Annotated in this window: 1 protein-coding gene; it reads left to right on the top strand. The window is 68.2% G+C overall.

Translation table 11 applies throughout. The features are described 5' to 3' along the window. Positions 1-119: 119 nt before the first annotated feature. The coding region (locus tag FLX08_RS39885) for an IS630 family transposase (RefSeq protein ID WP_142625432.1) at positions 120-1,217 on the top strand (1,098 nt) is incomplete at its 3' end.

Below are 1,217 nucleotides of genomic sequence, written 5' to 3'. Positions count from 1 at the left end.
CTAGTGGGGTGTCCACTTAGGTTCGCCGGGCCGCGACACGCCGGGCCGCTTCCGGGTCCCTGAACGGGTTTGCCTCCACTGTCGGTACCAGTGATCGGTACCGACAGCAGGAGGAGCGCATGGCCGAGCCCGTACGAGCGCGGCGATTAACCGACCACGAGGGGCAGATCCTGCAACGCCTGGTACGGCGGGGCAAGCACGGCTCGATCCGGGTCCGTCGGGCTCTGATCATCATGGCCTCGGCCAGCGGCACCCCGGTGCCGGCGATCGCACAGCTCGTGGCCGCCGATGAGGACACCGTGCGGGATGTCATTCACGCCTTCAACAACCGGGGGCTTGATGCGCTGGACCCTAAATGGGCGGGTGGCCGTCCCCGCCTGATCACCAGCGACGATGAGGGGTTCATCATCGCGACGGCCCGCACACGCCCGGAGAAGCTGGGCCGCCCGTTCACTCACTGGAGCCTGCGCAAGCTGGCCGCCTACCTGGAAGGCAACCCCACCCGCCGCGTCCGCATCGGACGAGAGCGGCTGCGGCAGATCCTGCACCACCACAAGATCTCCTTCCAGCGGACCCGCACCTGGAAAGAGTCCGCCGACCCCGACCGCGAAGCCAAGCTGAACCGGATCGAAGAGGTCACCACCCGCTTCCCGAATCGGTGTTTCGCCTTCGACCAGTTCGGGCCGTTGTCGATCCGGCCCTGCCACGGCACCACCTGGGCCACGCGGGGCCGGCCCGATCGGCTGCCGGCCACCTACCGGCGCACGCACGGCATCCGCTACTTCCACGGCTGCTACAGCCTGAGCGATGACCTGCTGTGGGGCGTCACCCGCACGCGCAAGGGCGGCGACCACACTCTGGCCGCGCTGAAGTCCATCCGATCCGCCCGCCCCGACGGCGCCCCGATCTACGTGATCCTTGACAACTTGTCGGCCAACAAGACCCCCGCGATCCGCGCCTGGGCGAACAAGAACAAGGTCGAGCTGTGCCTCACCCCGACCTACGCTTCCTGGGCCAACCCAATCGAGGCGCAGTTCGGGCCGCTACGCAGCTTCGTGATGGGCAGCTCCAACCATCCCAACCACACCGTGCTGGCCCGCAGGCTGCAGGCCTACCTGCGCTGGCGCAACGCCAACGCCCGCCATCCCGACGTGCTTACCGCTCAGCGGCGCGAACGCGCCCGCATCCGTAGCGAGAAACAACGCCGCTGGGGACGA

Origin of the sequence: Microbispora hainanensis (assembly GCF_006874475.1) — a bacterium.
In the GTDB taxonomy this organism is placed as follows: domain Bacteria; phylum Actinomycetota; class Actinomycetes; order Streptosporangiales; family Streptosporangiaceae; genus Microbispora; species Microbispora hainanensis.
The sequence above is the reverse complement of the archived record's forward strand: the minus strand, read 5'-3'. Positions and strand labels throughout refer to the sequence as shown.